The 25,043-nt window shown below is 40.6% G+C and carries 24 protein-coding genes and 1 pseudogene; 19 read left to right on the top strand and 6 right to left on the bottom strand.

Annotated features, from left to right (window positions below):
• Positions 1-161 precede the first annotated feature (161 nt).
• Entirely contained in the window at positions 162-560 is a 399-nt protein-coding gene (locus ACQ93I_RS08460; RefSeq protein WP_431698102.1) for an acyl-CoA thioesterase, read from the top strand.
• Here ACQ93I_RS08460 and ACQ93I_RS08455 read toward each other — a convergent pair.
• Genes ACQ93I_RS08455 through ribD form a run of 4 tightly spaced genes read right to left on the bottom strand, consistent with a single transcriptional unit; the run spans position 557 to position 3,687 of the window.
• Complete coding sequence (locus ACQ93I_RS08455; protein ID WP_431698101.1) at positions 557-1,171, bottom strand: IMPACT family protein; 615 nt, start codon at positions 1,169-1,171, stop codon at positions 557-559. The genes ACQ93I_RS08460 and ACQ93I_RS08455 overlap by 4 nt on opposite strands.
• Positions 1,162-2,040: an EamA family transporter gene (locus ACQ93I_RS08450; RefSeq protein ID WP_431698100.1), complete on the bottom strand. Its 879-nt coding sequence runs from the start codon at positions 2,038-2,040 to the stop codon at positions 1,162-1,164. The genes ACQ93I_RS08455 and ACQ93I_RS08450 overlap by 10 nt, the downstream gene beginning before the upstream one ends.
• Positions 2,037-2,645: an HAD family hydrolase gene (locus ACQ93I_RS08445; RefSeq protein WP_431698099.1), complete on the bottom strand. Its 609-nt coding sequence runs from the start codon at positions 2,643-2,645 to the stop codon at positions 2,037-2,039. The genes ACQ93I_RS08450 and ACQ93I_RS08445 overlap by 4 nt, the downstream gene beginning before the upstream one ends.
• Positions 2,638-3,687, bottom strand: coding sequence for a bifunctional diaminohydroxyphosphoribosylaminopyrimidine deaminase/5-amino-6-(5-phosphoribosylamino)uracil reductase RibD (gene ribD, locus ACQ93I_RS08440; RefSeq protein WP_431698123.1), 1,050 nt, complete (start codon positions 3,685-3,687; stop codon positions 2,638-2,640). The genes ACQ93I_RS08445 and ribD overlap by 8 nt, the downstream gene beginning before the upstream one ends.
• Before the next feature lie 29 nt (positions 3,688-3,716).
• On the opposite strand from ribD, the gene ACQ93I_RS08435 reads away from it, so the two are divergent.
• From ACQ93I_RS08435 to ACQ93I_RS08410, 6 genes are all read left to right on the top strand, one after another.
• The gene (locus ACQ93I_RS08435) at positions 3,717-4,202 is read left to right on the top strand and encodes a GNAT family N-acetyltransferase (protein ID WP_431698098.1); all 486 of its coding nucleotides are present in this window, start codon (positions 3,717-3,719) and stop codon (positions 4,200-4,202) included.
• Positions 4,203-4,434: 232 nt separating this feature from the next.
• Positions 4,435-5,280, top strand: a complete 846-nt coding sequence (gene prmC / locus ACQ93I_RS08430; protein WP_431698097.1) for a peptide chain release factor N(5)-glutamine methyltransferase — start codon at positions 4,435-4,437, stop codon at positions 5,278-5,280.
• Complete coding sequence (locus tag ACQ93I_RS08425; RefSeq protein ID WP_266068852.1) at positions 5,277-5,942, top strand: VOC family protein; 666 nt, start codon at positions 5,277-5,279, stop codon at positions 5,940-5,942. The genes prmC and ACQ93I_RS08425 overlap by 4 nt, the downstream gene beginning before the upstream one ends.
• A complete protein-coding gene (gene ligA / locus ACQ93I_RS08420) occupies positions 5,939-7,930 on the top strand; it encodes an NAD-dependent DNA ligase LigA (protein WP_266068853.1) in 1,992 nt (663 codons plus the stop codon). Before ACQ93I_RS08425 ends, ligA begins: the two co-directional genes overlap by 4 nt.
• 649 nt (positions 7,931-8,579) lie before the next feature.
• Entirely contained in the window at positions 8,580-12,347 is a 3,768-nt protein-coding gene (locus tag ACQ93I_RS08415; protein WP_431698096.1) for a PAS domain S-box protein, read from the top strand.
• Positions 12,316-12,705, top strand: coding sequence for a response regulator (locus ACQ93I_RS08410; RefSeq protein WP_431698095.1), 390 nt, complete (start codon positions 12,316-12,318; stop codon positions 12,703-12,705). Before ACQ93I_RS08415 ends, ACQ93I_RS08410 begins: the two co-directional genes overlap by 32 nt.
• Positions 12,706-12,832: 127 nt before the next feature.
• Here ACQ93I_RS08410 and ACQ93I_RS08405 read toward each other — a convergent pair whose 3' ends face one another.
• Both ACQ93I_RS08405 and ACQ93I_RS08400 read right to left on the bottom strand, forming a co-directional pair.
• Entirely contained in the window at positions 12,833-13,744 is a 912-nt protein-coding gene (locus tag ACQ93I_RS08405; RefSeq protein ID WP_431698094.1) for a bifunctional metallophosphatase/5'-nucleotidase, read from the bottom strand.
• Entirely contained in the window at positions 13,744-14,496 is a 753-nt protein-coding gene (locus tag ACQ93I_RS08400) for a 5'-nucleotidase C-terminal domain-containing protein (protein WP_431698093.1), read from the bottom strand. Before ACQ93I_RS08400 ends, ACQ93I_RS08405 begins: the two co-directional genes overlap by 1 nt.
• A gap of 173 nt (positions 14,497-14,669) precedes the next feature.
• Here ACQ93I_RS08400 and ACQ93I_RS08395 point away from each other — a divergent pair, with 173 nt between their 5' ends.
• From ACQ93I_RS08395 to ACQ93I_RS08340, 12 genes and pseudogenes are all read left to right on the top strand, one after another.
• Positions 14,670-15,356 (top strand): hypothetical protein, encoded by a 687-nt coding sequence (locus ACQ93I_RS08395; RefSeq protein WP_431698092.1) that lies wholly within the window; start codon positions 14,670-14,672, stop codon positions 15,354-15,356.
• Positions 15,357-15,464: 108 nt separating this feature from the next.
• The gene (locus tag ACQ93I_RS08390) at positions 15,465-16,163 is read left to right on the top strand and encodes a hypothetical protein (protein WP_431698091.1); all 699 of its coding nucleotides are present in this window, start codon (positions 15,465-15,467) and stop codon (positions 16,161-16,163) included.
• 105 nt (positions 16,164-16,268) lie between these two features.
• Positions 16,269-16,733, top strand: a pseudogene (locus ACQ93I_RS08385) (DUF6913 domain-containing protein); the annotation flags it as partial.
• A complete protein-coding gene (dapA, locus tag ACQ93I_RS08380) occupies positions 16,734-17,606 on the top strand; it encodes a 4-hydroxy-tetrahydrodipicolinate synthase (RefSeq protein ID WP_431698090.1) in 873 nt (290 codons plus the stop codon).
• Positions 17,607-17,712: 106 nt separating this feature from the next.
• Positions 17,713-18,528: an outer membrane protein assembly factor BamD gene (locus ACQ93I_RS08375; protein ID WP_431698089.1), complete on the top strand. Its 816-nt coding sequence runs from the start codon at positions 17,713-17,715 to the stop codon at positions 18,526-18,528.
• A gap of 15 nt (positions 18,529-18,543) precedes the next feature.
• On the top strand, positions 18,544-18,870 hold the full coding sequence (locus tag ACQ93I_RS08370; protein WP_274704439.1) for a DNA-directed RNA polymerase subunit omega: 327 nt from the start codon (positions 18,544-18,546) through the stop codon (positions 18,868-18,870).
• A gap of 6 nt (positions 18,871-18,876) precedes the next feature.
• Positions 18,877-20,088, top strand: coding sequence for a bifunctional phosphopantothenoylcysteine decarboxylase/phosphopantothenate--cysteine ligase CoaBC (gene coaBC, locus ACQ93I_RS08365; RefSeq protein ID WP_431698088.1), 1,212 nt, complete (start codon positions 18,877-18,879; stop codon positions 20,086-20,088).
• Positions 20,081-20,971 (top strand): DUF4835 family protein, encoded by an 891-nt coding sequence (locus ACQ93I_RS08360; RefSeq protein ID WP_431698087.1) that lies wholly within the window; start codon positions 20,081-20,083, stop codon positions 20,969-20,971. Before coaBC ends, ACQ93I_RS08360 begins: the two co-directional genes overlap by 8 nt.
• 492 nt (positions 20,972-21,463) lie before the next feature.
• Positions 21,464-21,721, top strand: a complete 258-nt coding sequence (locus ACQ93I_RS08355; protein ID WP_431698086.1) for a hypothetical protein — start codon at positions 21,464-21,466, stop codon at positions 21,719-21,721.
• Entirely contained in the window at positions 21,722-22,081 is a 360-nt protein-coding gene (locus ACQ93I_RS08350; protein ID WP_431698085.1) for a type II toxin-antitoxin system PemK/MazF family toxin, read from the top strand.
• A 387-nt stretch (positions 22,082-22,468) separates the two neighbouring features.
• Positions 22,469-24,121 carry a DNA repair protein RecN gene (gene recN, locus ACQ93I_RS08345; RefSeq protein ID WP_431698084.1) on the top strand — a complete coding sequence of 551 codons (1,653 nt, stop codon included), beginning with the start codon at positions 22,469-22,471 and terminating at the stop codon, positions 24,119-24,121.
• A 49-nt stretch (positions 24,122-24,170) separates the two neighbouring features.
• Positions 24,171-24,995: an enoyl-ACP reductase FabI gene (locus ACQ93I_RS08340; protein WP_345598737.1), complete on the top strand. Its 825-nt coding sequence runs from the start codon at positions 24,171-24,173 to the stop codon at positions 24,993-24,995.
• Positions 24,996-25,043: the final 48 nt, after the last annotated feature.

Genomic DNA, 25,043 nt, shown 5'->3' with positions numbered 1-25,043 from the left:
AAAGAGAAAATGTCTTTCTCCCGGGTTTTTTAGAGCAACAAATATGTGAACAAATTATCTGAAAAAAAAACGTTTGCCTACTTGAAATTTAACAAAAATTTTAGCATACTTCGTTCACTGTGAAAGTACAAAACCGAATCAAATAATTCATTAAAAAAATCATGAAAAGCCACTTCACCTATGTTAAAGTTCGATATGCAGAGACAGACCAAATGGGAGTCGTGTATCACGGCAACTATGCACAATATCTGGAAATTGCACGTATTGACTGGCTTGCTGCTCTGGGGATCTCGTATCGAAAAATGGAAGAAGACGGTGTGATGCTGCCCGTGTATGAACTTAACCTCAGGTTTAAGAAATCTGCCAAATTTGATGACAAATTAAAGATCGAAACCCGCTTAAAAAGAAAACCCGGAGTGCGTATTGAATTTGAATATGAAATCTTCAATCAACATGGCGAACTGCTCACCGAAGCTGAAACTACCCTCATCTTTGTGGATATGGAAAAGAACAAACCTATTAAATGTCCGCAACACATTCTTGAAAAGCTGGGGTTTTAATCTTCCAGCTCTTTAATTGTTACTTTATAGGTAGCGTCAAATTTTTCGTAGATCCTTTCGGATTCACTTTTTCTAACCGAAATAATGATCTTACAATCCAGTTCAAGAATCTGGTCAACAACATTTAAATTGTTTTCCTTGATCACCCGCATCACTTTGTTCATTTCGGGATAATCGAAAGAGATCTCAAACTTCAGGTCGATGGTGCGGGTAACGATATTAGATTCCTCCAGTACCATTTGGGCAGTGGTTTTATATGCATTTATCAATCCTCCAACTCCCAGTTTTACCCCGCCAAAATAACGCACTACCACAATAAGGATATTAGTAACTTCAAAGGACTGGATTTGCCCGTAAATAGGCATTCCGGCCGAATTTGATGGTTCGCCGTCATCATTAGCCCTGTAATGAAAATCGCTTTTACCAAGCTGCCAGGCGTAACACCAGTGCCGTGCGGCATGATGTTTCTTCTTGAGGTCTTCAAGATGTTCCTTAGCTTCTTCTTCAGTGGTAACAGGGAAGGCATAGCCAAAGAATTTACTGTTCTTGTCCTTAAAAAGGACTTCTGCGGAAGGTTTAGTGATGGTTTTATAAGTGTCTTTTACATCCATTCTTCAGAAGTTGCGATTAAAATGATACTGGCAACTGCCAGCAGGATCCCAATCCAGTTCTTTGGCAGCATTCTTTCCTTAAATAAAAGAATTCCAAGGAAAGTAGAGATCATTACAATTGCGACATTGTTCAGGGGGAAGATCGTAGAACTTTCCATGCCTTCTGTGCGAAGGGCCAGTACAAGAAAATAAATAGAACCAAAATTCGGAATTCCTAAAGCCACGCCGCCAATGACATTTTTGAAACTTAATTGCAGCGAACCTCTTATTCCCTGAAAAATAAGGATACAAATTCCAATAATTCCTGCGATTGCAAAAATGCTGGAGGAAAAAAGAGCGACATCGGCTTCGGCGACATAGGAAGTTTCCAGGAATTTGAGCGTGGTGTCAATAATTCCGCTACCAAAGAACACCAGGAGTGGAAAGATCAGGTTCCTCTTTTTGATCTTAATTCCTTCTTTCTTCTTAATGGAAGTCAGGTAAACAGCCACCAGGGCGAGAATAATTCCGAAGATCTTGATCCAGCCTGTACTTTCATTATAGAGGATAATCCCAAAAAGCACAGGAATGGCCACCGACATTTTTGTAGCGACAGAGACTACCGATAATCCGCTTTTTTGGGTGGTAAGCGCCGCCAGGTAAAACACAGCGATAAACATAAACCCGAGAATAAAGGTGCCTAAAAACCAATCTTCAGAAAACACTTTTAGCGGATCTATGGGTTGCCGGTCCACAAGCATCCCCGCCGAAAAGGCGAAAAAATAATTGAAAATTATGGCCTGTAGCGTGTTGATCTTGAAGCGCTCAAAAAGTTTGAAGATCACAAAGATCACACTTGAAGAAAGTACACTTAACAGCAGGTAGATCAAAACAAATCGCTTTTAATGGTGAATAGATCGACCACATCCTCATTTACAGGATCAATATTCCAGGTGTGAATGCCAAATTTAGCAGCCGCTTCTGTATTTTCGGGGGTGTCGTCAATAAAAAGTGTCTCCTCCGGATTAAGATCGTGTTGTTGCAGTACAAAACTGTAGATTTCAGGATCGGGTTTTCGAAGGTTGATCTCCTGGGAAAGGTAAAATGCATCAAAACTGTTTTTAAAATCTTCAAAAAATGAAATATGCTGTTTTACCCAGTCAATATGAATATGGTTGGTGTTGCTCAACAAGATGAGTTTGTATTTCCCCTCTTCTTTTAACTGCTGAAGAAATTCAAGCCGGTGCTTCGGAAAATCAATCAAAATGGAATTCCACGAATTTACAAATGCTTCTGAAGTCAACTGCGGAAAAGATTTGCTATACCCTGAAATGAATGCTTCCGAAGAGATTAATCCCTTTTCATAGGCCATGTTTTGCTGCAGCATTTCCTCTGAAAAATGAGATATTTCGAACTTCTTTAATTCCCGTGCCGTAGCCGGTTTATCGAGGTTGAGAAACACATCTCCAAAATCAAATATGATGGTTTTAATCATTGAAAATAACTTTTAGGTGGTCCTGGTCCACTTTTGTTTCAGAAATGAGCCTGCCGGTAACTTCGGGAGCTTTAATTCCCTCTTTAAAATGGGTTTTTCCGGTGAAAATCCTGGCTTCATCCCATAAATCGGCATCAATAAAGGTCTGCAGGGTTTGCCGGCCGCCTTCAATGATCACCGACTGAATTTCGTGACGGAAAAGTACCTCACAAACCTGTTGCGCCAGGGCTCCTTCAAAATCAAGGGTCTCAAAAATGACATTTTTAGACAACATTTTTTCTGAAGGATCTTCAGTAAGAACAATGGTCTTCACCGATCCGTCAAAAAGGTGAGAATCTGTCGGAATTCTCAGGTTTCTGTCCAGTACAACCCTAACCGGGTCATTTCCCTGCCACAAGCGGGTGTTAAGTTGCGGGTTATCGGCTACGGCAGTGTTCGTGCCCACCAAAATCGCCTGTTCTTCGGCGCGCCATTTGTGAACCAGCTGTTTTGAGTATTTTCCGGTGATCCAAACGGGCTTTCTTTCGACATTTTTGAGAGGTAAGGGCGCTAAAAATCCGTCGCTGCTCTGTGCCCATTTCAGAATAATATAAGGGCGCTTTTTTGTGTGAAAGGTGAAAAAACGTTTGTTGAGCTCACGGCATTCCTGTTCCAGAACGCCCACTCTCACCTCGCAACCGGCGTCCATAAGCTTCTTGATTCCCTTGCCGGCAACTTCCGAAAATGGATCTACAGTTCCAATAACTACTTTTTTGATTCCGCAGTCAATGATCAGGTTGCTGCAGGGAGGAGTTTTGCCGTAATGGCTGCAGGGTTCGAGGCTCACATAAATAGTAGACTTTGGAAGCAGACTTTTATCTTTTACCGAATTCACTGCATTTACTTCGGCATGAGGTTCGCCGGATTTTTGATGCCAGCCTTCGCCAATAATCACCTCATTATGAACAATAACACTGCCCACCACGGGGTTGGGAGAGGTCCTTCCCAGCCCGTTTTGCGCCAGCTGAATACAGCGGTTTATGTATTTTTCATGTATCTTCACCGTCACAAAAATAGCATTTAATAGAGATAATGAGCAGTTATGTAATACGGGAAATTAAACCCGAAGATAATGAGCAGGTTAAAGACTTAATCAGGAGTGTGCTGGTAGAAATGGGTGTTCCAAAAGTGGGAACAGCTTACGAAGATGCTGCCCTTGAAGATATGCATGCAGAATATGATGCGCCAAAAATGGCATATTTTGTTGTGGAAGCAGAAGGTAAGATCATTGGAGGCGCAGGAATTGCACCTTTAGCCAATTTTGAAGGAGCTATTTGTGAACTTCAGAAAATGTATTTTTTACCTGAAGTGAGAGGAAAGGGTGTGGGTGCCCAAATGATGACTACCTGCCTTGAATTTGCCAAAGAGCAGGGGTTCCAAAAATGTTATATTGAAACCCTGCCTTATATGAAACAGGCGCAGAAGCTCTATCTGCGGTCCGGGTTTGAAGCTCTGGAAAAACCCTTGGGTGACACGGGACATTACAATTGTACTGTATGGTTGATTAAAGATCTTTGATCTAAAATTCCAATATTTTAAGCACCAAGTACCAAGTACCAAGTACCAAGCACCAAGCACCAAAAACCAAGCACCAAATACCAAGTATAAATACCAAATATCAAGCACTACAAACCAAAAACCACAAACCAGGAGTTCTGCGAAATCTGCGGGAAATATTTTTTGTAAGATCTTTGCGCTCTTTGCGGAAATCTTTGCGCCCTCTGCGAGAAAACAGACCAGTTAAAAAAGAATGAAAATAACAGCCTTCAAAAATACCTTTTTTGACACCTTAGCGGGAGAGTATCCCAAGGAGGAAATTGGTTCTTTCTTTAATATTTTGCTTCAGGAGTTTACCGGACTCACCAGGTTAGATCTTGCTTTGAATCCGCAGCGGGAACTTTCGGAAGAAGTTGAGGAGAAGCTCAGGGCTGCTTTACAAAGGCTTCGGCAGCATGAACCCCTCCAGTATATTACCGGAACAACAGAATTCTTCGGATTAAATTTTCAGGTGAATTCAAACGTGCTAATTCCGAGGCCGGAGACCGAGGAGCTGGTGCAATGGATGCTTGACGACATTGATGCTTCCGAAGAAATAAAGATTTTAGACATTGGCACTGGCAGCGGGTGTATTGTAATTTCCCTCGCAAAACATTTACCCAAAGCCGAAATCATAGCCATAGATATTTCAGAAAAAGCTCTGGAAACAGCAAAACGCAATGCCGATTTAAATGAAGTAGCAGTGAACTTTATTGAAAAAGATATTCTTGCGGCTGAAGGGCTGCCTGCAAAGTTTGATGTGATAGTTTCCAATCCGCCTTATGTGCGGGAGCTCGAAAAAAAGGAAATGCAGCGCAATGTACTTGAATACGAGCCCATAACTGCACTTTATGTAAAGGACCAGGATCCATTGATCTTCTACCGGAAAATAACAGAGCTGGCAACCGATAACCTTCAACCGGGCGGGAAACTTTACTTTGAGATCAACCAGTACCTGGGAGAAGATACGGAAGCACTTTTAGCTGAAAAAAATTTCGAAACCAGCTTAAAAAAGGATATTTTCGGGGTAGATCGCATGCTAAGAGGAATAAAATCATGAGAATCGAATTTCTGAAGCTTTACACTCCGAATGTCAGGGCGCAGTTCCGCTTTTATGGCGAAGTGCTGGGGCTGCCGGTGGAGAAAATTTCAGAAGAAAATTTCCGGGTGAAAACGGGTTTTTCGAGCCTCGAATTTGAAGAGGACAAAAACGCCACTCCTTATCATATTGCTTTTCACATTACGGCACTTCAGGAAGAAAAGGCTCTTCACTGGTTAAAGCAGCGAGTGGAAATTCTACCTGATGATGGCAATGAAATTATTGATTTCCCCGCGTGGCAGGCGAAATCGGTTTATTTTTATGACAAAGATTCGAATATCCTCGAATTTATTTCCCGCCGGTATATGTTTGAATCTGCTTCCGAAGAATTTTCTTCAGCAAGCATTAAAGGGATCAGTGAAATTGGCCTTGCCACCTCGAATGTGGAAGAGCAGTTTAATTTTCTAAATTCCAATTTCGGCCTTACAAAGTTCACCGGGGATTATGAACATTTTTGTGCCACCGGTGATGACGGAGGGCTTTTCATTATAATAAACAAAGAACAAAAAGACTGGATACCCGTTGGTGACAAAGCGTACCCATCTCCTTTTGAAATAAAAATATCTCTCCAAAATGCCATTTTTGGAGCCTCATTTAAGCACGAAAGACTAAGTCTTCTATGAAACCTGAAGAAAAAATAAAAAAGCTGCGGGAAGAACTTCACCGCCACAACCACCTGTATTACGTACTCGATAAGCCGGAAATATCCGACTATGACTTTGATCAAAAACTGAAGGAGCTACAGGAGTTTGAAGAGAAACATCCCGAATTTTATGATGAGAACTCCCCAACTTTAAGAGTTGGTGGGGCTGTCACTAAAAATTTTGCCACCGTGGTGCATGAGCACAGGATGTATTCGCTTGATAATTCTTATTCTAAGGAAGACCTTGAAAACTGGGAGAAAAGAATAGAAAAACAGGTTGATGGAGAGGTTAATTTTACCTGTGAATTGAAGTATGACGGGGCATCAATTAGTCTTACCTATGAAAAAGGGGAATTTAAGCAGGCCGTTACCCGCGGCGACGGGATTCAGGGCGATGATGTAACAAATAATGTACGAACCATAAGGTCTGTTCCTCTAAGACTGAAAGGTGATTTTCCCGAAAAATTTGAGATTAGGGGCGAAATTGTGCTTCCGTACGAAGGTTTCGCCCAGCTTAATGCTGCGCGAGTGGAGGCCGGAGAAGAGCCTTATGCGAATCCGCGAAATACAGCTTCGGGAAGCCTGAAGTTGCAGGATAGTGCCGAAGTGGCTAGGCGGCCTTTAGATTGTCTTTTGTTCAGCTTAACCGGAAATCTTCCAGGGATCAAGTCGCAGTATGAAGGGCTGGAAAAAGCGAGGGAGTGGGGCTTTAAAATTCCTGCGGAAGCTACACTGGCCAAAAACCTGAAAGAGGTGATGGAGTTTGTGAATTACTGGGATGTGCACCGGCACGATTTGCCTTATGAGACCGATGGGGTGGTGGTGAAAGTTAACAGCCTGCACCAGCAGGAAGAGCTGGGATATACAGCCAAAGCACCGCGTTGGGCTATGGCTTATAAATTTAAAGCCGAACAGGTTTCTACGAAATTGAACAAGATCAGCTATCAGGTGGGCCGCACAGGAGCGATAACTCCGGTAGCAAATCTTGAGCCGGTGCAGCTTGGAGGTACAACGGTGAAAAGGGCTTCGCTTCACAATGCCGATCAAATAGAGAAACTTGACGTTCGGGAAGGGGACGAGGTTTATGTGGAGAAAGGAGGGGAGATCATTCCGAAGATCGTTGGGGTAGATTTCACCAAAAGAGACCCGGATTCCAATCCTACCCAATATATCACCAATTGCCCGGAATGTGATACTGAGTTGGTGAGAAATGAAGGAGAGGCACAGCATTACTGTCCTAACTTTAATGGTTGTCCGCCACAGATCATTGGAAGGATCCAGCATTATATTTCGAGGAAAGCGATGGATATTGAAGGTTTGGGAGGTGAAACTGTGGCACTTCTAGTGAATGAAGGTCTCATTGGAAATTACGCTGATCTTTATGAGTTGAAGAAAGAACAGATCCTGCCGCTGGAGCGTATGGCTGAAAAATCGGCTGAAAATTTGATCAATGGTATAGAGAACTCTAAGCAGATCCCATTTGAACGGGTACTTTTCGCGTTGGGAATCCGCTATGTGGGGGAAACTGTAGCCAAAAAGCTGGCTAAAGAATTTAAGAACATTGATGCTTTGAAAAAAGCAAATCAGCAGGAATTAGAAAATGTTGATGAGATAGGGGAGCGAATTGCCGAAAGTGTGGTGGAGTTCTTTGCAGATGAAGAGAACTTGAACAATGTGGAACGACTGAAAGGTTACGGGTTGCAATTAGAGATCTCTGCCGAGAAACTTGCCGGACAAACAAACAAACTGGAAGGCCAAACCTTTGTAGTTTCAGGAGTTTTTGAAATGTCCCGCAATGACCTTAAGAAGCTCATTGAAGATAACGGCGGAAAAGTTTCAGGCTCTATTTCTTCAAAAACCAGCTATGTAGTAGCAGGTGAAAACATGGGCCCTAGCAAACTCGCTAAAGCTGAAAGTCTCCAGATCACAATCATTGATGAAGAAAAGTTCCTCGAAATGATTAAATAGTTATGTGCCCCAGGTAAGTATGGCAGTTAAAATTACCGAGAGAATCAAAAAGATAGTGAGCATTGATCTCTCCTGGAAATCCAGATAATCATAGCTTTTTTGAATTATTCTTTTAATCATGGTCAATTTTTTATTTCAAATTCATTTTTCAACTAAATAAAACCGGTCAAATTTAATTCTTTATAGAGTTGCAGCTGCTCCAGAATCATTTTTTAACCAAATTTTATTCTTCCCTCATCATTTGTTCTTATTAAAAAACGAAATCTGTAGGTGTAGGTTGTTGACTGTCAATATATAGATCTATATTTGGCGTGCAAAAGTATTATATTGGATGCACATTATTTATGATCCTGGTCACCTTATTATTCCAAATAAATCATTAAAATTAGGTATGATTTTAGGTGCTGTGATAGAAAAGAAATACCCTTGTCTGATTGCTTCCGCGAATCTTAGGAGACATTTGAATATTGCACATTAAAATGTTAGAAGCCGCAGAGATTTACTTGTGATAAATACAAAAAGAGAAGGTGAAAAAGATCCGTAAACAGGATTTTAGTTAAAACTGAGGTAGCTAATAAAACAGTCTTAAAAAAAGCCTAATTTCGCCAATTAATGTAGTTTATCGATAAAAATAATTATTTCGTCGAGTATGCCTGAAAGCGCTGTTACTAAAAATGTTATTCTTTTTTCCTCTTCAGACAGTTGTTTTGCAGATGTGGCTGATGTGTTAAGGAAAGATAACCTGGTGATGCTGTCAGGGAAAGAAGAGGTTATTGATACCGTTCATTTTGGGAATGGGAGCCGTCCCAACCTTGTAGTTGCCGAATATCAGGAGAAGCTGGATGCTATTTACAGAGATCTTATTGAGAATTTACCAATTCCGCTGGTTCTAATAATAGGTCCTCAAGACGAAGAGAAAGCTATTGATCTTTTAGAGGCAGGAGCTTATGATTACATTTTTCGTGATCGGCTAAAGAGACTTCCCCTGGTTCTGAATAAAATAAAGGTAAGAAACCGAAAATCGGCCGGTAAGACGAAAATGACCTATCAGTCTATCTTTGAAAACAGCATAGATGCAGTTCTTTTTACCGTACCCGGTGGTCGTATATTGGCTGCGAATCCTTCGGCCTGTAAGATGTTCCAAAGAACATCTGAGGAATTGTCTGGAATAGGGCTTCGGGGAATTATTGAAGAAGAGAATGCCATTTTGAAAGAACTTCTGGAACCCAAAAGTTCAGAAGCCGGTTTTGTGGGGGAAATGATCCTGAAAAGAAAAGATGGCTCTACATTTCCTGCAGATATTTTTTCCGCAGTATCATTTCACGAAATTGAAAATGCCAGGACTTCAATAGTAATTATTCGCGATGTTTCGAGAAGAAAGACAGCAGAGGAAGAGTTACTGCTGTCAAAGAAGAATTATGAACATTTGTTTGAATTCAATCCGCTTCCAAACTGGATATTTGATCTTGAAACTTTAGAGGTTCTTGCTGTTAACGAGGCAGCAGTAAAGCATTATGGTTACTCTAAAGAAGAGTTTTTGCATTTTCATCTCAGTGACCTCAGGCCTGAAGGTGAACTCCCAAGCTTAATAGCCAATTTGAAGAAAATAAAGGATGAACAGGGAGGTATAGATGTAGATAAATTTATCCATAAAAAGAAGGATGGGGATTTAATGACGGTAGAAGTCCATGGATACAGCATCCTGTTCAATGGAAGGCACTGCAGGCTAGTCACTTGTATAGATATTACCGAAAAAGAGAGGATCATTAAAAAGCTTGAAGATAAAAGCAAAAAACTTCTTTGGGCAGAAGAACTGGCTAAATTCGGTTATTGGCAGGTAGGGGTGCAGGGGAATAATTTTTTCTGGAGTGATGAAGTTTACAGGATTTGGGGGTGGAAAAAAGAGGATTACAACTTAGATTTTGAAGGTTTCCTAAAAACCATTCATCCCGATGACTTAGAGACTTTTCTACAGGAGCGTAGCGCCGCACTCTCCGGAAGTAAGGATATGGATTTTGAACACCGAATTATCCTGCCCAACGGTAGTATAAAATGGGTGCATGAGAAAGGGAAACTGGTTAAGGATAGTAGTGGGAAACCTATAAGATTAGAAGGTTCTATACAGGATGTGACAGACTATAAGAATGCGATGCTCAAATTGAAGCAAAGTGAAAGCAGGCAACGCGCTATTCTTAAATCGCAGACGAACTACCTTACCAGGATAGATCTTCAAGGGAAGTACTCTTACGTGAACGACAAATTTATACTTGATTTTAACTGGATCTCTCCCAATAAAATTTTAGTGGGTAGAGAAGCTATTGAGACTGTGATGGAGTATGACCGTCTCAAAGTAAGCAGTACCTTTAAAACATGTTTAGCTAATCCCAATGCAGTTTACCAGGTAGAAATTGATAAGTTACAGGAAGGCGGAAGAGTAAAACCTACCCTGTGGGATTTTATATGCCTCACAGATGCCGAAGGAAAGCCTGTTGAACTGCAGGGAGTGGGAATTGATATAACCGACAGGGTAGAGGCAGAGCGCTCTTTAAAGGAAACCAATGCCCGTTATGAATTGGTGTCTAAAGCGACTTCAGATGCTATTTACGATTGGGATATACAAATTGATCATCTCTTTTGGGGAGAAGCATTCTATGTTTTATTTGGTTATACTCAGCAAGATTTTTCTCTCTCAATTGATTCGTGGGCAAAAAACATACATCCCGACGAAAGGCCATTAATAAATGAAAGCCTTTCTCGCACCTTAGAAGGCAGTGAGAATCATTGGGAAGCAGAATACAGGTTCCAAAATGCAGATGGAAAGTACTCTTTTGTAGTAGAAAGAGGTTTCATTCTTAGAGATGAAAATGGAAAAGCCCTGCGTATGGTTGGTGCTATTCAGGACGTGACAGAAAGAAAGAAACTGGAAGAACTTTTAGATGAAGCTTCCAAGCTTTCGCGTATAGGGAGTTTTGAATTCGATTTTATTCAGGATACCGTGTACTGGTCACCCGTTACCAAAGAGATCCATGAAGTGGAGCCCGATTATAAGCCCGATTACCAGAAGGGAATACTCTTTTGTAAAGAAGGAGAAAGCAGAAACCGGATGGTCAAGGCACTTAAAGATGCGGTTGATTATAACATACCATACGACATTGAAGAGCAAATAGTGACGGCAAAAGGGAATGAATGCTGGGTGCGAAAAATTGGGCGCCCCACCTTTGTTGATGGTAAGTTTGTGAGGATCAACGGTAGCATGCAGGATATTTCCAATATCAAGAATTCAGAATTAAAAGCCTTAAAAGCATCCGAAGAAAAGCAAACCATACTCGAGAGTATTGGAGATGCATTTTTTACGGTTGATAACGACTGGACGGTCACTTACTGGAACCAGCATGCAGAGAAGTTACTTGAAAGTAAAAAAGAGCGTGTGCTGGGAGAGAATTTTTGGAAGGTCTTCCCCGATGCTGTAGGCACTAAGTTCCATACCTGCTATCATAAAGCCTCCAGGGAGCAAATGATAGTAGATTTTGAAGAATATTTTGAGAGGGTAAATAAATGGTTTGATGTTACCGCATACCCTTCTAAAGGAGGATTATCTGTCTATTTCAGGGATGTGACCGAAAGAAAAGAATCAGAGTTAAAAATTGTTGAATTAAACAAGAACCTCAAGGCCTATACCGAAGAACTTGTTTCGGCTAATAAGGGGCTTGAACAGTTTTCGTATATCATTTCTCACAATTTACGCGCTCCGGTGGCAAACATTATGGGATTGGGAGAACTGCTCAAAGAGGATTATCCTTTAGAAGTAAAAACCCAGTTTCAGGATGAGTTGCTTTCTAACGTCGAAAGATTGGACAGTATCATAAAAGACCTGAATAATATCCTTCAGGTTAAGGTAGACATGAGTGAAAAGAAGGAGCCTATTGTACTCAGTGAACTGGTTGAAAGTGTGCAATCGGGTATCGGGCAGGTTATTCAGAAGGAAAATGTTCAAATTATCACGAACTTTTCCGAAGTGCCATATATTAATTCTATCAAGACCTATCTCCATAGCATTTTCTATAACCTGATCTTTAATAGTATCAAGTACCGCCGACCCGAAGTTTCTCCTGTAATTGAAATTACTTCTGAAGAAAAGTTGGGTAATGTATGTATTACTTTTAAGGATAACGGGATGGGGATTGACCTTTCGAAAAAAGGGAATCAAATATTTGGCCTGTATAAACGCTTTCATCATCACGTAGAAGGAAAAGGTATGGGGCTTTTTATGGTGAAGACGCAGGTTGAGCTTTTAGGAGGTGAAATTCAGGTGACCAGTGAAGAAAATAAAGGAACACAATTCACTATTGAATTTAAGCCTGAAAACAGTGTAAACAAGTTAGAAGATGAAGAAGCCGGGGCAGTATATAATAGTTGATGACGACCGCACAAATAACCTAATTTGTGAGTACGCCGTTAAAGGTTATGATCCCGGTGCTAAGGTAATGAGCTTTACTAATCCTGAAGCTGCCCTCATTCATATTAAAAAAGAACTTGAATTAGAAACTCAGATTTCCACAGTGTTGTTTGTTGATGTAAATATGCCTGCTATGTCGGGCTGGGAATTCCTGGAAGAGCTGGAAAAGTTAGATCACGGAATAAAACAAAAATTTACCATCTACATTTTGTCGTCATCAACTGAAGACTTCAATGAGGAGAGAAAACAATTTCCATACGTTGCCGACTTTCTGTCCAAACCCCTTTCTAAAAGCAGCCTTGAACAAATTCAGCTGTAGATACTCAAAAATGACATTTTTGAGAGGCTTTTTTGTTGAGATTAATTACTCTTCTTCAGGTAATCTCCTTACAAAGCTGTCAAAAATAGCTTCTGAAGCTCATATTTTTCTTTATCGAAGAAAACTACTAGACAATAATAGCGGCACCCCCGCCATTCTTTTTTCCTGAAGAATCGAAGTAGAAGTCTATCCTACCAAGGTTGACACCTGCCCATCCCACCTGGTTTATCAATACCTTTTCGCCTATTGCATTGAGTGCTACTGTAGGTTTGGGAAGAAAAGTATGGGTATGTCCTCCTATGATCAAATCGATATCTTTAGTAGCTGCTGCAAGTTTTTGATCACTTACTTTATCGTCCCGGTATTCGTAGCCCAGGTGGGAAAGGCAAATAACCAGTTCGCATTTTTCCTCTTCCCTAAGTTGTTTGACAATAGTTCTTGCAGTGTCAATAGGATCATGATATTCGGTTTCTTTATAGTGCTTTTTTGCGACCAGGCCTTTAAGCTCTATACCTAAACCAAAAACCCCAATTTTTATCCCGTCACGTACAAAAACCTGGTAAGGCTTAATTCGACCTTCCAAAACCGTGTTGTCAAAGTTGTAGTTGGCATTTATAAAAGGAAATTCGGCATGTGGCAGTTGTGCCAGTAAACCATCAATTCCGTTATCAAAATCGTGGTTACCAATGGTTGCTGCATCATACCCCATTTTACTCATCAACTTAAATTCCAGTTCACCGCCGTAGAAGTTAAAGTAGGGGGTACCCTGAAAGATATCTCCGGCATCGAGCAATAGGGTATGTGGATTCTCCTGCCTAATTTGGTTTATAAGAGTGTACCTGCGGGCAGCTCCGCCCATACTTGGGTATTGTGCATGGCCCATATCAAAAGGTTCAATGTGGCTATGCACATCATTGGTGTGTAAAATGGTAATGTGCTTTGGCTTTTTAGCGGCCGTAAACGATAAAAGGCCTAAGCTGCCTATTCCGGCGAAGGCACCTGCAGCAGCTGTGCTTTGTATAAACTTCCGTCTTTCCATTACTCTACTTTGATAAAACGTTGATCTCTCACCGGGTTAAGGGTATCCTTTGCTTTAAAATAATCAATTAGCAAATTCCTGATCTTATAATCCAGGTAGGTTGCTTCTTCAGCCTTTAAAAAGAAGTTCATATTGTCACCTCCTTCAAGGAGATAATCATTTGTGGCAACATAATAGGTGGCCGAATCCTCTAAAGGTTTCCCCTGAATCAAAACTTTCTTTATGCTGTTGTCTTTATCAAGTTGCAATTCAATGCCTGCTACAGGATGAGCAGTACCCGAATCTATAAGGTAGTGGATCATTTCTCTCACGGCTTCTCCTTTTAATGCTGCAACTACCACTTCATTTTCAAAAGGCATTACCTGGAAGGCACTTCTTGTGGTCACATCACCTTTGGCAATAGATGATCTTATTCCGCCATAATTCAGCAGTACAACATCAATGTTCTCTCCTGTACGTTTATTAAAAATGGGATTTGAGAGCTCCATTAAAGCATCTGCCATAAGGTTGCCTATAGCTGTATTGTACCTCCCCTCAGACTTGCTGAGGTTATAGGGGACGTAGGCTAATACTTCTTCCATCTCCTTATTAATATGCTCTTTATATGGAGCAATAAAATTTTCGAGAGAATCGTTAGCCGGTATGTTAGGCGTTATTTCAAGCTGTTTTCCTTCAATGCGGGCCGGGGTGTAATTGTCGTTGAACTTACATGCCCCGGCTGTCAACAGCAAAAAGAGTAGGTATCGCTTCATTTATGTTATGTGAAAAGACAAAAATAAAAGTTTTAGTAAGAGAAAGGTAAATTAAGAGTGTTTTTTGAAAAGAAGTCTTCTGTGCATTTTTTACAAATTGTTTATTTCTTAAACAAAAATGTTCTATTTTTCTGCTCAATTAGCTGAACTGCTAAACATTGGAACTGCAAAGAGTGAAAACAAGTCAAAAAGTATTTTTCTTATTCCTGTTGGTGGGTGTGCTTTTTGTTGTTGGCTCTATTCTTAGGCTTGAAATCCTTACTGTTCCCACAACCTTTCTTTTAATTCCGGTGCTCATACTATTTTACAGGGTTAAGGTGAAGAAATGGTTCCTGCCCATGGTCATTGCATTGCTTTTATTTTACGCTCGGGATTTATTGATGCTCGATGGACTCTCTGAGAACTTAATTCCTATTCTTTGGTGCTTTGGCACTGCCCTGGTCATTCTCTATGTTTTTGCTTTGACGGGTTTTAGATGGGGCAGGATTCATGTGGTGGAATTTATTTCTCTCTTGATCATGTTTGTTTTCCTCGGATTCCTTTATTATACCATAAACCAGCTTTTGCCCCAGGTGCTTCCTTCTCACCGGGTGGAAGCCTCTCTTTTTATTCTGCTGCTCATCACTCTCCTGGCAATATCTTTTACACAGTATATTCTCAAGTCTCATTATGCCTCTTTGTGGCTTATGCTGGCTTCGGCCTGCCTGGTCTTATCTGAGCTGTCCCTGTTCTTTAAATTATTTATTATCTCAGATATTAGCGTGACGATATTCTACCCTTTATTTCATGTTATTGCCTTCTATGCAATGGTGCAACATGCAGTTCATCGGAGAAAAAGCACCTTTCTTCCAGGTTTTTGATGAAGTATTCTCTTCAGAAGGTATTTTTTAATCCGTTTTTCTTAAAATTTATGACAATAAAATTTATTCTTAGCAAAATTCCTATATTGCACACAATTTTCCTGATGAATGAAAAAAAAGGTTATTCTTTCTCTCCTGGCAGTCTCTGCTATTTGCGTTAACCTTACGGGTATTTTTAATGATGACTTTTTTCTCAGAAAGCTGGGAGAAACCCTGTTTTTCTTTCCTTTGATCCTGTACTACCTGCGAAAGATCCCTTTTAAGAATTCTAATTTTCTCGTATTTCTGGGCATGGCAATGGGTGCAACTGTCTTGTCATGGAGAGGTAGCCTGTGGTACTTTGAACATTTAAGGCTGGGAATGTGGTTAATAGGCTATATTTTTCTTGCCCGGGAGGCCATTAAACATACCGAGTACGAACGGGGGAGTAAATTTACAACCCTTTATTTCATTGGGGTAATTGCCATTTATGTGTACCTGCTCTGGGTTCATGTTATTGAGATAGAACGCAATTTGGGTCATGAGCTTGCCTTTTGGATCTATGTGCTCTATTATCTCAATATTCTCTTTATTGCCATCACCGCTCTTGTATATTATTTAAATTCTTTTTCAAAAAAGTCCGTTTTCTTTATCTGTTTTGCTCTCTCCTTTATTTTTTCAGATATTTTGCGCGACATGGAAGTATTTTACTTTCGGGACTTAAGTGTAGAGATAGTAGCATCGCTCATAAAATTTGCGGCGCTCAAGCTGGTTTTTCTCTTTTTTATTACCCCCGAAAAAAAACTTCGGCTTTTGCATCTGGTGTAGCTAAAATGGGTGTTTACTCTTGTGTTTGGTAATAAGATAATCCCTAATTTTGCCCGGTGAAATTCAGTGAAATGAGGCTCGCCCTGGCGCGAAAAAAAATTACGGTCACCGGTAGAAAATACTGTTGCTGAAGCAAGAAATTGCAGACTCGGATTAATTCTTGATGCTGAAGATGAAAAAGCTTTTTTGCCTTTTTTGAAGCTGAAGCAGGATTTGTCCCTGCAGCAGCATGAGGTATGCTTTGTGTTTGGTCGCAAAAAGGGTGTCAAAAATGGCATTTTTGAATACCCTGTGATCTCTAATGCCGACTTTAGCTGGAATGGCAGGATTTCTGAAGGTGCTTCAGCATTTTTGAACACTCAGTATGATGTTTTGATTTCTTTTACTGCTGAAGAAAATAAACTGGCAGATTTTCTCGTTTCGGTTAGCCGGGCACAGTTAAAAGTAGGAAGGAAAAGGAATGATGAAAATGCCATTTTTGACCTGAATATTTCCGCAGAAATTTCAGAAGCTGAAGTATTCATACATGAACTAAAAAAATATCTGAAAATATTAAATACAACAACCTAAATGAATAAATTTATTGGTACGGGTGTTGCCTTAATCACCCCATTTAAAGATGATCTTTCCGTAGATGAGGAAGCGCTAAGAAAGCTGGTGAATTTCCAAATTGATAACGGGATAGATTATATGGTAGTTTTAGGAACTACCGGCGAAAGCGCAACCCTTACCGCCCAGGAAAAACAACTCGTTATTGATACGGTAGTTTCAGAAAACAATGGTCGTATTCCTTTAGTACTGGGAATTGGCGGGAATAATACTGCCAAAGTTTGCGAAGAGGTATCCAGCACCAATCTTTCTGCTTTTGATGCAGTATTATCGGTTTCTCCTTATTACAACAAACCTTCTCAGGAAGGCATTTTTCAGCATTATAAAGCTGTGGCAGCGGCATCGCCAAAACCCATAATCATGTATAATGTGCCGGGTAGAACAAGTTCTAATATGCTGCCCGAGACGATAAAGCGACTGTCGCAGGTTGAGAATATTATTGGGATCAAAGAAGCCGCGGGAGATATTGTGCAGGCTATGAGGATTATTGATGCGGTACCCGACAGTTTCCTGGTGATCTCGGGAGATGATATGGTAACATTGCCTATGGTTCTTGCCGGTGGTCACGGGGTGATCTCGGTCATTGGTCAGGGTCTTCCGGCCGAGTTCTCTAAAATGGTGCGCCTGGGTCTTGAAAGAAAAGTAAATGAAGCTTACCAGTTACATTATAAAGTGGCACCTTCTATCGATCTTATTTTTGCTGAAGGAAATCCTGTGGGGATAAAGGCACTGTTGCAAATGAAAGGAATTGGAAAGAACAAGCTAAGGCTACCTTTGGTTTCTTCAACCGACAATCTGAACGAAAAAATCGAAACCTTTTTAGGTAATTTCTAATTCATAAACCGGCAGAAATCCTTTGGTTTAAGGCGAATTTATGCTGGAACTAAAGTTTTTATAATAAAGCAGAAAAGAGTATTTTTGCCAGATGTTAAAATTCAGGATGAAAAAAGTAATCTTATTATTAAGTGTAATTTTCCTCTTTACCTCTTGTGGTGAGTACCAAAAGGTTTTAAAGAGTAAAGATACCGGTCTAAAATATTCAACTGCAGAGAAACTGTACAACGAAGCCAAGGCAGGCGAGGGAAACTCCCGAAGAAAATACAGGAAAGCACTCAGGCTGTTTGAGCAATTGGTGCCCGAGTTCAGAGGTAAGCCACAGGGTCAGAAAGTGACCTTTATGTTTGCTGATACTTATTACGAACTTAATGATTACTTCCTGGCAGGCTATCAGTTTGAGCGTTTTGTGGAAAGTTATCCTGAAAGTGAAAAGCTGGAAGAAGCTGCTTTTAAAGGAGCAAAAAGTTATTACTTCCTTTCACCGGCATACTATCTTGATCAAACTGAAACCATAAAGGGGATTAGCAAAATGCAGGAGTTCATTAACCGTTTCCCAGAAAGCGAAAGAATGGATGAAGCTAATAAGCTGGCCACAGAGCTTAGGGTAAAACTGGAGCGAAAAGCATATGAGATTGCCAAACAGTATCACCATACAGAAAATTACGTTGCGGCCATGACTGCATTTGATAATTTTATTTCTCAATATCCGGGTTCTCCCTTTAGAGAGAAGGCACTGTATTACAAGTTTGAGTCGGCTTATCTTTACGCTATCAACAGCTACGCTTATGCCATGCCCGAAAGGCTTGCAAAAGCACGGGGATTTTATGAAGACTACCAGAGATATTATCCCGAAGGAGAATATATTGAGATGGCCAATACTGCTTTAAAAGACATTGAAACAAAAGAACAACAATTATAAATCTGAGACGAGAATATGATAGATCTAAAGAGAACGGATGCTCCACTAAACACTACGACGCTTGATAAGAACAAGATCGACTCTACTACTAACAATATTTATGAGGCGATTTCAATTATTTCTAAAAGAGCTACGCAAATAAACGGTGAGATCAAGAAAGAACTTCTTGAAAAGCTTGATGAATTTGCTACTTACAACGACAGCCTTGATGAGATCTTTGAAAACAAGGAGCAAATCGAAGTTTCTAAATTCTATGAAAAACTACCTAAGCCACATGCACTTGCGGTTCAGGAGTGGCTGGAAGAGAAAATCTACTATCGCAACACAAAGAGCGAAGAATAAAAAGCTATGTCTGTAATAAGCGGCAAAAAAATACTTCTCGGCGTTACCGCGGGTATAGCCGCTTATAAAACAGCATTTCTGGTGCGGCTGTTTGTTAAGGCCGGGGCGCAGGTGAAGGTGATCATGACCCCTGCAGCCAAAGAATTTGTTACCCCTCTTACCTTATCCACCCTTTCCAAAAATGGAGTTATCTCTTCTTTCACCAAAGAGGAAGACGATAATGATGAATGGAACAATCACGTGGAAATGGGCCTTTGGGCCGATCTTATGCTTATTGCACCTGCTACTGCCAATACTCTTTCAAAAATGGCACAGGGGCACAGCGATAATTTTTTACTTGCTACTTATCTTTCTGCCCGGTGCCCGGTTTATTTCGCCCCGGCTATGGATCTTGATATGTACAAGCACCCTTCTACTTTAGAAAACTTTGAAAGTCTCAGCTCATTTGGAGATATTATGATTCCGGCTACTTCCGGGGAGCTTGCTAGTGGCTTAACCGGCGAAGGCCGAATGGCCGAGCCCGAAGATATCGTGAAGTTCATTACAAATCATCTTGCTGAAAATCTTCCGCTTTACAACAAAAAAGTGCTAATTACTGCGGGGCCAACATACGAAGCTATTGATCCTGTACGTTTTATAGGAAATCATTCCAGCGGGAAAATGGGCTTTGAACTCGCTGCGGCTGCACATGCTGCCGGAGCTCAAGTCACCTTGATTTCTGGGCCTACACATTTAGAGAACCCTAATGAAGATATAAGGCTGATTAGAGTACAAAGCGCTGTGGAGATGTACAAAGCTGCTACAGATCATTTTTCTGAAGTAGATATTGCTATTGCATCGGCTGCTGTGTCTGACTATCGCCCGAAGATTTCGGCGTCTCAAAAGATCAAGAAATCGGCAGAGACTATGGAGCTTCAGCTGGTAAAGAATCCTGATATATTAGCCTCTCTTGGAGAGGTGAAAAAGCATCAGCTACTGGTTGGGTTTGCTTTGGAAACTGAAAATGAAGAGGAGAATGCAAGTGGGAAGTTAAAGAGAAAGAACCTCGATTTTATTGTTCTCAATTCCCTGAATGATTCGGGTGCAGGCTTTAAGTCTGAAACCAATAAAGTAAAGATCCTGTTCAAGGATGAGAAAGTAAAAGCTTTTCAGCTGAAGTCAAAAAGAGAAGTGGCTCAGGATATCCTGAATGAAATAATCCTGTTATTAGATGAATAGAATAATTCTTTTCTTGTGTGTCTTTTGTTTCAGTCTTGCCGTAGAGGCGCAGGAGCTAAATTGCCAGGTTGTGGTGAATTCTGAACAAACAGGCCAGGCAAATGCATCGGTATTTAAGACCCTGGAAAACGCCATTAGTGAGTTTGTGAATCAAACACGCTGGACAGACAGGGAATTTCTTCCGCAGGAGCGTATCAACTGCAGCATGTTTATCAACATCAGCAGCTATGACGGCAATAAATTTTCAGGAAGCATTCAGGTGCAGTCGTCCCGTCCTGTTTTTGGCTCTACAATGATCACGCCTGTATTGAACTTTAACGATGAACAGCTGGCTTTTAATTATTCCGAATATGAGCCGCTTGAGTTTAGTCCCAATCAATTTGATTCAAACCTGGTTTCGGTAATTGGTTTCTATGTGTATACCATTCTGGGCCTCGATGCCGATACCTTCAGTGAACAGGGTGGAACGCCTTATTTTCAAGTTGCCAATCAGGTTGTAGGTACTGCACAGCAGAGTTCTTACAGTGGCTGGAAAGGAACAGACGGCAATAGGTCTCGTTACCAGCTCAATGCGAATTTGCTGTCAAATACATATTCCGGTTATCGCGAAGCGCTTTACGCCTATCACCGCAATGGATTAGATGTAATGCACATGTCTCCACAAAAGGGTAAGGAAGCCGTGGCCGGGGCAATAATGGATTTGCAGCGAATGAATAGCCGTCGTCCCAACTCACTTTTACTCCGTACCTTTTTTGATGCCAAGGCCGACGAAGTGGAACAAATCTTTAGTGGTGGTCCTCAGGTAAACACCCGGGAGGTGGTAGAAGCCCTCAACAATCTCGCCCCTACTTTTTCTGAAAGATGGTCGAATATTGTGTATTAGAGGGTAAGGCTGACTTAAAATCTACATCGATGTTCAGGTCGAGCCGAGTCGAGGCCTCTATTTTGGATTAAAGGTTCGGCTCGGATTAAAAATCCGCGCCAACATAGCTGCAAAAATTGTCATTTTTGAGAGGATCTTTAAAGTTTAAGCTATAAGCAGAAGTTAGAGTTTTTAAACTGTAGCTTTCGCTATTCGAGTCGTTAGCAATAATCTGTAAAAGAGTGGTTTATCATAACTTTAAAACCAAAATGGATATAATATCGTATTTTTGTATAAATTTAGATTACACCAGTAACAATGTATTTATCAATTGATATAGAACAAATGGCTCGTCCTGTAGTTAAAAACGCAGGTAGAACCTCTCTTATATCAAGATTTTTGCACTTTTTTTTAAACAGAAGTTTAAAGAGCTTTTGTCAGGAATTAGATTCCTTTATTCTCTCTTTAGAAGGTTCTTTAAAACATATAGAGAACCTTGATGAAGATGGAGCTATGAAACTCTTACAATCTACAAAAAAGACGATTTCAAAAATGGATAAAATTGGGGAAGAGCTTCAGAAGGTTAGCTATTTCGAAAATCAGAATGTAAAGGAAAAATATATCTACATGCAAAATATCCTTTACAAAATTGAAGGTCGTTTACATCGGATTACTTTTCAAAACAAGAAAAAATTTTCTTCGGAAGATTCTTTAAAGAGGGGAGTGATTAAAATGAATTCGAAATACACCGAAACACTTCTCGCAAAATAAATGGCATTTTTTAAACGAGGAGACATCATAGAAGTTTTTTTTGATCTTCCTTACAGTAAAGAAACAAAAACCCACCCCGCAATTATTATTTCCAACGAAGATGTATACGACGCTGATGAAATTTATATATGCGTTATGATGACGTCATCATCCGAAGAGGATCTTTTTACTTTTGAAATTAAACAGGAGATGTTGCAACGGCAAAACAATAAAATCTACAGTCAGGCAAGGTGTCATTTAATTACGTATGTTATGGAAAAGCATATCGTGGGTAATTATGCGAAGAACTCATTAAAGCCTGCTGCTGTGAACAGGCTTATTGCCCGGATTAATGAAGTCTCATTAGAAGATTTTTCATGAGGCCAGGTGCAATAATGGCTATCCTAAAATGGCTTTTTTGAGAACTATTTTTTTTTAGTGTTCATTTCTATAAAGAAACAGCCAGTTATACTGATAGTGCATTTTTTAAACGCCACTTTTACTTGATCGCAGATGAGAAAAATATTCATCTTTCTTTTAAGGTATTTTTTTCACAAAGCTTCAGGAGTTTTTTCTCATTAAAATTGCCATTTTTGAGAGGATTGGATTCTTTCAGAAGAAATTCCTTCTGAGTCGGGATGATTTTTTTCTTCGGAAATTAATCTACCAAATTTGGTGCCTGCCATTTGATTCTTTTAAATTTGCTCCCTGTTAATTGCTTACTGCCCATAGAATTTTGCCTTATCTTTAACCAAAATTTTCATTCTCTTGCTTACAAGCCTTTCTATAAAAAATTACGCTCTAATTGAAGACATCCAAATGGATCTTCAAAGTGGTTTTACGATAATTACAGGAGAAACCGGGGCGGGTAAATCTATTATGCTCGGGGCTCTTTCCCTTCTTTTGGGTAAGCGTGCCGACTACAGTGCAATAAGGGACAAAGAAAAGAAATGTGTTATTGAAGGAAGCTTCAACATTTCTTCTTATGATCTAAAAGCCCTTTTTACCGAAGAAGACCTCGATTTCGAAACACAAACTATTATAAGGAGGGAGATTCTTCCTTCCGGCAAGAGCCGGGCATTTATAAACGATACGCCTGCAAATCTTTCTTCTCTCCAGGTGCTTGGGGAAAGACTGCTTGATATTCACAGTCAGCACGAGACTTTGAGCCTGGGTGATAACGATTACCAGTTCCTGGTCATCGATTCCCTGGCGGCAAATGCTTCCAGGCTCAAGCAGTATCAGGCCGAAATGCAGCAGCTCAAGGTGCTTCAAAAGCAGCTACAGCAGTTGCGGGAAGAACAGGTGCAGGCTACCAAAGAATACGATTACAACCTTTTTCTGCTCACCGAACTGCAGCAGGCAAAGTTGGTAACCGGCATGCAAGAAGAACTTGAAGAGCGCTACGAGGAACTCAGCAATGTAGAGCAGCTTACAGATCAACTTGGTAGTGCTGTAAATCACATTCAGCAGGAAGAGATTGGTGCCGCCGCTGCTTTAAGGGAAGCAAAGAACAATCTGCAGCGCATTTCGGGCATTTCAGGTAATTATCAGCAGCTTTTTGAGCGGCTGCAAAGCCTGAATATTGAATTAGATGATATAGCTGCCGAACTCGAATCGGCTTTAGATAAAGTAGAGGCCAATCCGGCAGAGCTGGAGCAGGTGAACGCAAGGCTTCAGGTGTTGTATAACCTTCAGAAGAAGCACGCAGTTGCAACTGTAGATGAACTAAAACAGATCGAGGAAGAACTCGTAAAGAAAGTAGCAGTTTCAGAAAATGCCGAAGAAGAAATAGCACATTCAGAAAAAGCCATTTCAGAAAAGAAAGAAGATCTGCATAAAATAGCAACAGATCTGCACGCTGCCCGAAAAAGTGTGATCCCGAAATTTGTGAAGGAAATCGAGACCATACTTGCCGATCTTGGAATGCCCAACGCTACACTAAAAATTGAGCTGGAGCAGCAAAAGGACTTTTTTCATAACGGGCAGGATAAACTTATCTGGTTGCTGGCAGCCAACAAAGGCGGGAGCTATAATGATATTAAAAAGGCTGCTTCGGGCGGGGAATTGTCGCGAATCATGCTGGCAGTGAAAAGTATACTCGCCACTTACAGCAAGTTGCCTACCATTATATTTGATGAGATAGATACAGGGGTTTCGGGCGATATTGCTCAAAAGATGGCCGGTATCCTTCAAAAAATGGGGAAAAACATGCAGGTTATTGCTATTACACACCTTCCGCAAATTGCCGGAAAAGGGGACAGGCACTTCAAAATTTATAAAGAAGATGCCGTTAACAGCACCATTACCAACATTAAGGAACTCAGGGGAGAAGAGCGGGTTGAGGAGCTGGCCATGATGCTTGGAGGCAAAAACATTAGCGATTCTGCCGTCGCCCATGCGAAAGCGCTTCTGAATTAAAAGATGTTTATTATATTTACCCGCTTAATAAAAACTATAAAACCAAACCATGTCATATAATCTACTTAAAGGAAAGAAAGGGATCATCTTTGGAGCCTTAGACGAAAACTCTATTGCCTGGAAAACCGCTTTGCGTGTACATGAAGAAGGAGGAGAATTTGTACTTACCAACGCGCCTATTGCCATGCGAATGGGGAATATTAAAGATCTTGCCGACAAGACAAATTCGCAAATCATCCCTGCAGATGCTACCAGTGTAGAAGACCTGGACAATCTTGTAGATAAAGCCATGGAAATTCTTGGTGGGAAACTCGACTTTGTACTGCATTCAATTGGAATGTCGGTCAATGTTCGAAAAGGGAACCATTACACCGATATGAATTACGATTTCACCACCAAAGGTTGGGACGTATCGGCTGTATCTTTCCATAAAACCATGCAGAGCCTTTATAAAAAGGACGCCATGAACGAGTGGGGAAGCATTATGGCGCTTTCTTATATCGCTGCTCAAAAAGTATTCCCAGATTATAACGATATGGCCGATAACAAGGCATATCTTGAATCTATAGCCCGTAGTTTTGGATATTTCTTTGGAAAAGAGAAAAAAGTAAGGGTGAACACTATTTCCCAGTCGCCCACGCCTACTACTGCAGGTACCGGCGTGAAAGGTTTTGACGGATTTATCGCTTATGCCGATGAAATGTCGCCGCTTGGAAACGCAACAGGAATGGATTGTGCAAATTATATTGTGACCCTGTTTTCAGACCTTACAAAAAGAGTTACCCTGCAAAATCTTTTCAACGACGGTGGTTTCTCCAATATGGGAGTGAGCCAGCAGGTGATGGAAGCTTTTGTAAAGGGAAAAGGAGAGTAAGCTAGTTCAAATATCGATAGTAAGAGGTCTTAAAAATGTCATTTTTGA

Source organism: Salinimicrobium sp. WS361, from assembly GCF_050750585.1.
Lineage (GTDB): Bacteria > Bacteroidota > Bacteroidia > Flavobacteriales > Flavobacteriaceae > Salinimicrobium.
This window is presented reverse-complemented; position numbering and strand designations above follow the sequence as displayed.

Excerpts from the sequence above, each read along its gene's own strand:
- ACQ93I_RS08460 (WP_431698102.1), top strand. The coding sequence starts at position 162 with ATGAAAAGCCACTTCACCTATGTTAAAGTTCGATATGCAGAGACAGAC.
- ACQ93I_RS08455 (WP_431698101.1), bottom strand. The coding sequence starts at position 1,171 with ATGGATGTAAAAGACACTTATAAAACCATCACTAAACCTTCCGCAGAA.
- ACQ93I_RS08445 (WP_431698099.1), bottom strand. The coding sequence starts at position 2,645 with ATGATTAAAACCATCATATTTGATTTTGGAGATGTGTTTCTCAACCTC.
- ACQ93I_RS08435 (WP_431698098.1), top strand. The coding sequence starts at position 3,717 with ATGAGCAGTTATGTAATACGGGAAATTAAACCCGAAGATAATGAGCAG.
- prmC (WP_431698097.1), top strand. The coding sequence starts at position 4,435 with ATGAAAATAACAGCCTTCAAAAATACCTTTTTTGACACCTTAGCGGGA.
- ACQ93I_RS08425 (WP_266068852.1), top strand. The coding sequence starts at position 5,277 with ATGAGAATCGAATTTCTGAAGCTTTACACTCCGAATGTCAGGGCGCAG.
- ligA (WP_266068853.1), top strand. The coding sequence starts at position 5,939 with ATGAAACCTGAAGAAAAAATAAAAAAGCTGCGGGAAGAACTTCACCGC.
- ACQ93I_RS08415 (WP_431698096.1), top strand. The coding sequence starts at position 8,580 with ATGCCTGAAAGCGCTGTTACTAAAAATGTTATTCTTTTTTCCTCTTCA.
- ACQ93I_RS08410 (WP_431698095.1), top strand. The coding sequence starts at position 12,316 with ATGAAGAAGCCGGGGCAGTATATAATAGTTGATGACGACCGCACAAAT.
- ACQ93I_RS08405 (WP_431698094.1), bottom strand. The coding sequence starts at position 13,744 with ATGGAAAGACGGAAGTTTATACAAAGCACAGCTGCTGCAGGTGCCTTC.
- ACQ93I_RS08400 (WP_431698093.1), bottom strand. The coding sequence starts at position 14,496 with ATGAAGCGATACCTACTCTTTTTGCTGTTGACAGCCGGGGCATGTAAG.
- ACQ93I_RS08390 (WP_431698091.1), top strand. The coding sequence starts at position 15,465 with ATGAAAAAAAAGGTTATTCTTTCTCTCCTGGCAGTCTCTGCTATTTGC.
- dapA (WP_431698090.1), top strand. The coding sequence starts at position 16,734 with ATGAATAAATTTATTGGTACGGGTGTTGCCTTAATCACCCCATTTAAA.
- ACQ93I_RS08375 (WP_431698089.1), top strand. The coding sequence starts at position 17,713 with ATGAAAAAAGTAATCTTATTATTAAGTGTAATTTTCCTCTTTACCTCT.
- ACQ93I_RS08370 (WP_274704439.1), top strand. The coding sequence starts at position 18,544 with ATGATAGATCTAAAGAGAACGGATGCTCCACTAAACACTACGACGCTT.
- coaBC (WP_431698088.1), top strand. The coding sequence starts at position 18,877 with ATGTCTGTAATAAGCGGCAAAAAAATACTTCTCGGCGTTACCGCGGGT.
- ACQ93I_RS08360 (WP_431698087.1), top strand. The coding sequence starts at position 20,081 with ATGAATAGAATAATTCTTTTCTTGTGTGTCTTTTGTTTCAGTCTTGCC.
- ACQ93I_RS08355 (WP_431698086.1), top strand. The coding sequence starts at position 21,464 with ATGAAACTCTTACAATCTACAAAAAAGACGATTTCAAAAATGGATAAA.
- ACQ93I_RS08350 (WP_431698085.1), top strand. The coding sequence starts at position 21,722 with ATGGCATTTTTTAAACGAGGAGACATCATAGAAGTTTTTTTTGATCTT.
- ACQ93I_RS08340 (WP_345598737.1), top strand. The coding sequence starts at position 24,171 with ATGTCATATAATCTACTTAAAGGAAAGAAAGGGATCATCTTTGGAGCC.